Origin of the sequence: Pseudomonas sp. EGD-AK9 (genome assembly GCF_000465935.2) — a bacterium.
Classification (GTDB): Bacteria; Pseudomonadota; Gammaproteobacteria; order Pseudomonadales; family Pseudomonadaceae; genus Aquipseudomonas.
Genome location: NZ_AVOF01000247.1, coordinates 1 through 4,876, shown reverse-complemented (window position 1 = coordinate 4,876; position 4,876 = coordinate 1). Strand labels below are relative to the sequence as shown.

Genomic DNA, 4,876 nt, shown 5'->3' with positions numbered 1-4,876 from the left:
GGGTCAGGCGCTTGTCCTGGCACAGGGTCATGCTCACCGCGCTGGTCAGGTCGCTCAGCGATTCGCGGCAGCGGATGCGCCGCCCGCCCTGGCTCAAGGTGAACAGCCCGGCCTCGGCGTCGTCCACCTGCACCTCGATGCCGCGGCGCAGCGCCTCGTCGACGATGATGCGCGCATAGGGGTTGAGTTCGGCCTGCGGGCCGGGGCCGAGGAACAGCGGCTGGTTGATGCCGTTCTTGCGCTTGAGGCTGAAGGTCTGCAGCTCGCGGAAACCCAGCTTGGCGTATAGCTGCTTGGCCTGGCGGTTGTCGTGCAGGACGGAAAGATCGAGATAACTGAGCCCGCGGCTCATAAAGTGCTCGATCAGGTGGCGCACCAGCACCTCGCCGACGCCGGGGCGGCTGCATTGCGGGTCCACCGCCAGGCACCAGAGGCTGCTGCCGTTCTCCGGGTCGCGGAAGGCGCGCTGGTGGTTGAGGCCCATGACGCTGCCGATCACCGCGCCGCTGTCCTCGTCCTCGGCCAGCCAGTAGGTGGGGCCGCCTTCGTTGTAGGGGGTGAGTTTCCCCGGCTCGATCGGCAGCATGCCGCGCATCTGGTACAGGCAGTTGATCGCCTGCCAGTCCGCCTCGTTCTGCGCGCGGCGGATGCGGTAACCGCGAAAGCCGCGGCGCGCCGGCCGGTAGTCGGTGAACCACAGGCGCAGGGTGTCAGATGGGTCGAGGAACAGCTGCTGCGGCGCCTGCGCCAGCACCTGGTGCGGCGCGGCGACGTACAGGGCGATATCGCGCTCGCCGGGCTGCTCGTCGAGCAGCGCGGCGGCCAGTTCGCCGGCATCCGGGTAGGTATGGCCGATCAGCAGGCGGCCCCAGCCGCAGTGCACGGCCAGCGGCTGGCTGGGTGGGGCGTTGTGATCCTCGGCCAGACGCGCCTGCAGGCGTTCGTAGGAGGGCGTCTGGCCGCGCAGCAGGCGTTGGTTGTAGGCAGTGGTGCGCATTGGAATGGTCCTTTGCTGTCTGCAACGCCCGGATCGGATCCGGGCGTGAATGGAGTCGCGACAACCCCGGATTGCATCCGGGCTACGGCTGTGCCGGAGCGTAGGGTGGATATCGCTTTTCACATCTACCCTGTCGGTGGAAAACGCTTCGCGGTTTTCCACCCTACGCGTTTACAGGCCTTGCTCGCTCAACCACAGGTTGAGCGCCGCCAGCTGCCACAGCTTGGAGCCGCGCAGCGGCGTCAGCTGGCCCTGCGGATCGGTCAGCAGCTGGTCGAGCATGGCCGGGTTGAACAGGCCGCGATCCTGGCTGGGGTCGAGCAGCAGGTCGCGCACCCAGCCCAGGGTGGCGCCTTCCAGGTGCTTGAGTCCGGGCACCGGGAAGTAGCCCTTGGGTCGGTCGATCACCTCGCCGGGGATCACCTGGCGCGCCGCCTCCTTGAGCACGTGCTTGCCGCCGTCCGGTAGCTTGAAGCGCGCCGGAATACGCGCCGACAGTTCCACCAGGCGGTAGTCGAGGAACGGCGTGCGCGCCTCCAGGCCCCAGGCCATGGTCATGTTGTCCACCCGCTTGACCGGGTCGTCGACCAGCATCACCGTGCTGTCCAGGCGCAGCGCCTTGTCCACCGGCGCGACGGCGCCGGGGGCGGCGAAGTGCTGGCGGACGAATTCGCCGGCCATGTCGCCGGTCAGCCACTGCGGCTGCACGCAGGCGGCGTACTCGTCGTAGTCGCGGTCGAAGAAGGCCGCGCGGTAGGCGGCGAAGGCGTCGTCGGCGCCGTCCACCTGCGGGTACCAGTGGTAGCCGGCGAACAGCTCGTCGGCGCCCTGGCCGCTCTGCACCACCTTGCAGTGCTTGGCCACCTCGCGCGACAGCAGGTAGAAGGCGATGCAGTCGTGGCTGACCATCGGCTCGCTCATGGCGCGGAAGGCCGCCGGCAACTGCTCGATGATCTCGTGCTCGTCGATGCGCAGCTGGTGGTGGCGGGTGGCGAAGCGCTCGGCGATCAGGTCCGAGTACTGGAACTCGTCGCCACGCTCGCCGCCGGCATCCTGGAAGCCGATGGAGAAGGTCAGCAGATTCTCTACCCCGGCCTCGCGCAGCAGGCCGACCAGCAGGCTGGAGTCGACGCCGCCGGACAGCAGCACGCCGACATCCACCGCGGCGCGCTGGCGGATCGACACCGCCTCGCGCATGCCGTCGAGCACGCGCTCGCGCCAGTCTTCCAGGGTGAAGGGGATTTCCTCGCGCTGCGGGCCGAACTCCAGCTGCCACCAGCTCTGTTGCTGGCAGTTGCCGTCGGCATCGATGCGCAGCCAGGTGGCCGGCGGCAGTTTCTCCACGCCGGCGAGGATGGTGCGCGGCGCCGGCACCACGGCGTGGAAGTTCAGGTAATGGTTGAGCGCCACGGGATCGAGGGTCCTGGCGATATCGCCGCCCTGCAGCAGGGCGGGCAGCGAGGAGGCGAAGCGCAGGCGCTCGCCGGTGCGCGACAGGTACAGCGGCTTGACGCCGAGGCGGTCGCGAGCGATGAACAGACTCTGCTTGTCGCGCTCCCACACGGCGAAGGCGAACATGCCGTTGAGCTTGGGCAGCAGTTTTTCGCCCCAGGCGTGGTAGCCCTTGAGCAGCACCTCGGTGTCGCCGCCGGAGAAGAAGCGGTAGCCCAGCTCTTGCAGTTCGGCGCGCAGCTCGGGGTAGTTGTAGATGGCGCCGTTGAACACCATGGACAGGCCCAGGTCGCTGTCGATCATCGGCTGGCCGGAGGCTTCGGCCAGGTCCATGATCTTCAGGCGGCGGTGGCCGAGGGCGACGGGGCCCTGGCTGTGGAAACCGTGGGCGTCGGGGCCGCGAGGGGCCAGGTGATGGGTGATGCGCTCGACGGCCGCGAGGTCCGCGGGGCGTCGATCAAAACGTAGTTCTCCAGCTATTCCGCACATATTTTCCTTACCGGTATTGCCGTTGGGGAGGGGCTCGGCGGTGGCCGAGCCTTTTACACCAAAACAAAAAAATGCTTTTATGTCAAAGTTTATGGTGCGATATATAGGTATGTATGAGCGATAAAAAAGTTCCTACTGAAATAGATTTGTCATCCGTGCTGGCCTTCGAAATGCCCCTGTTCCAGGCCTTGCGACGGCTGCAGCAGGCGGGCGAGGTGCACGCCAAGCGCCTGGCCCGTTTCGGCGGGCTGACGCCCATGCAGCTGCTGATCCTGCAGGTGCTGGCCAGCGAGACGCGCCTGACCGCCAGCGCCCTCAGCGGGCGGGTCAGCCTGACCGCGGCGACCCTGTCCGGCATGCTCGACCGCCTGGAGGAACGCGGCCTGCTGCAGCGTCAGCGCGACGACCAGGATCGCCGCCGCCAGTGGCTGCTGATCAGCGATGCCGGCCGCGAGCTGATCCAGCAGGCGCCGTCGCTGTTGCCGCCGGAGTTCAACCGGCGCTTCGCCGCCCTGGCCGACTGGGAGCGCCACAGCCTGACCGCCGCGCTGCTGCGCGCCGCCGAGCTGTGCGGGGAAATGGATTGAGTCGGCGCTGCCTCGGGGCGGCGCTGGAAAACCGCTTTTTCCAGAAAAAATTCAAGCAGGGTGTTGACTTAGCGTCGTCGCCTGCATAAAGTGCGCGCCTCGCTAAGGCACATGGGTGGTTAGCTCAGCCGGGAGAGCATCTGCCTTACAAGCAGAGGGTCGGCGGTTCGATCCCGTCACCACCCACCATAGCGAATTCGGACGCAAGTCCGGCCGACGCGCAGCGGTAGTTCAGTCGGTTAGAATACCGGCCTGTCACGCCGGGGGTCGCGGGTTCGAGTCCCGTCCGCTGCGCCATTTTCTCCGGTTCGAGCATGCTCGGTCCGAGATGGCAAACCTTAAGAGGTGCCATCAGATGCAACACTGCTTATTGAAACAGAGTTCCTTGGACGCAAGTCCAGCCGACACGCAGCGGTAGTTCAGTCGGTTAGAATACCGGCCTGTCACGCCGGGGGTCGCGGGTTCGAGTCCCGTCCGCTGCGCCATATACGGAAACCCGCTGATCGCAAGATCAGCGGGTTTTTTGTTGCCTGCCGTTCATGGCGGCCACCCTGGCACGACGGCAACATGTGCTGGCGGCAAATGTTCCTGCCCGCGGCTTTTCGTCATCTTGTCTTCATCCCGCCGTTCTAGCCTGATGGGCATGTTTCTTGTTTATCGTTGAACGGGTCATGCGGGAGGAGCGAGCGATGGACGATTATCAGGAAGAACTGCTGGAACTGAGCGCCCTGGAGCAGGATGCGGTGGATGGCGTCGAAGACGCCACCGAGCTCTAACGGGCCATGGCGCCCCGCAATGGGGCGCCGGTCAGGCGGCTGCCGCTCGCCCTCGTAGCCCGGCTTTGTATCCGGGCTACCCGCGCTCAGGGTGAAAGAGCGTCCAGCACCTGGTCGATGGCCGTTTCCAGCCCGGCGATGGGCGCGTCCTGGTTGTCTTCGATCAGCACCAGGCGGCTGCCGCCGTCGCTGATCGCCTTGGCCAGCTCCGCCGAGGGCTGGCGCGGGGCGAGCACGGCGGCGACCTCGTTGTCCCGCAGCTCGGCGCTCAGTTGCGCCAGGGTCTCGGCCGTCCATTCGGCGTCTTGCGCCACGCTCAGTTCGATGGGGTCGAGGTTGAGGCCGCCGATCAGGTAATCGAAGTGCTCCGACAGGCTGGCCACGCCGAGGTTGTCCAGCTCGGCCAGGCGGCTTTCGCTGGCGGCGCTGAGCTTGAGCAGGCGCTGCTTGAGCGTCGCCAGGTTGGCCTCGATCTGCGGTTTGGCCTCTGGCGCCAGGCGGCCCAGGTCGGCGGCGATCACATCGGCCATGCGCCCCAGGTTGTTGATGTTGAGCCAGGGCTGGCTGGCCAGGGC

At 66.7% G+C, this 4,876-nt stretch carries 4 protein-coding genes and 3 tRNA genes; 4 read left to right on the top strand and 3 right to left on the bottom strand.

Annotated features, from left to right (window positions below):
* On the bottom strand, nt 1-997 hold a 997-nt coding region (locus N878_RS12745), incomplete at its 3' end, for a GNAT family N-acetyltransferase (protein ID WP_021444033.1).
* A gap of 171 nt (nt 998-1,168) precedes the next feature.
* On the bottom strand, nt 1,169-2,938 hold the full coding sequence (locus N878_RS12740; protein ID WP_031303123.1) for an N-acetylglutaminylglutamine amidotransferase: 1,770 nt from the start codon (nt 2,936-2,938) through the stop codon (nt 1,169-1,171).
* Nucleotides 2,939-3,051: 113 nt separating this feature from the next.
* Here N878_RS12740 and N878_RS12735 point away from each other — a divergent pair, with 113 nt between their 5' ends.
* The 4 genes from N878_RS12735 (at nt 3,052) to N878_RS12720 (ending at nt 4,010) form a co-directional block, all read left to right on the top strand.
* The gene (locus N878_RS12735; protein ID WP_031303122.1) at nt 3,052-3,525 is read left to right on the top strand and encodes a MarR family winged helix-turn-helix transcriptional regulator; all 474 of its coding nucleotides are present in this window, start codon (nt 3,052-3,054) and stop codon (nt 3,523-3,525) included.
* A gap of 113 nt (nt 3,526-3,638) precedes the next feature.
* Nucleotides 3,639-3,714, top strand: a tRNA-Val gene (locus N878_RS12730).
* 31 nt (nt 3,715-3,745) lie between these two features.
* Nucleotides 3,746-3,822 (top strand) — tRNA-Asp (locus tag N878_RS12725).
* A gap of 111 nt (nt 3,823-3,933) precedes the next feature.
* A tRNA-Asp gene (locus N878_RS12720) sits at nt 3,934-4,010 on the top strand.
* A gap of 377 nt (nt 4,011-4,387) precedes the next feature.
* Here the strand turns inward: N878_RS12720 and N878_RS12715 are convergent.
* The coding region (locus N878_RS12715) for a metal ABC transporter solute-binding protein, Zn/Mn family (protein WP_021444029.1) at nt 4,388-4,876 on the bottom strand (489 nt) is incomplete at its 5' end.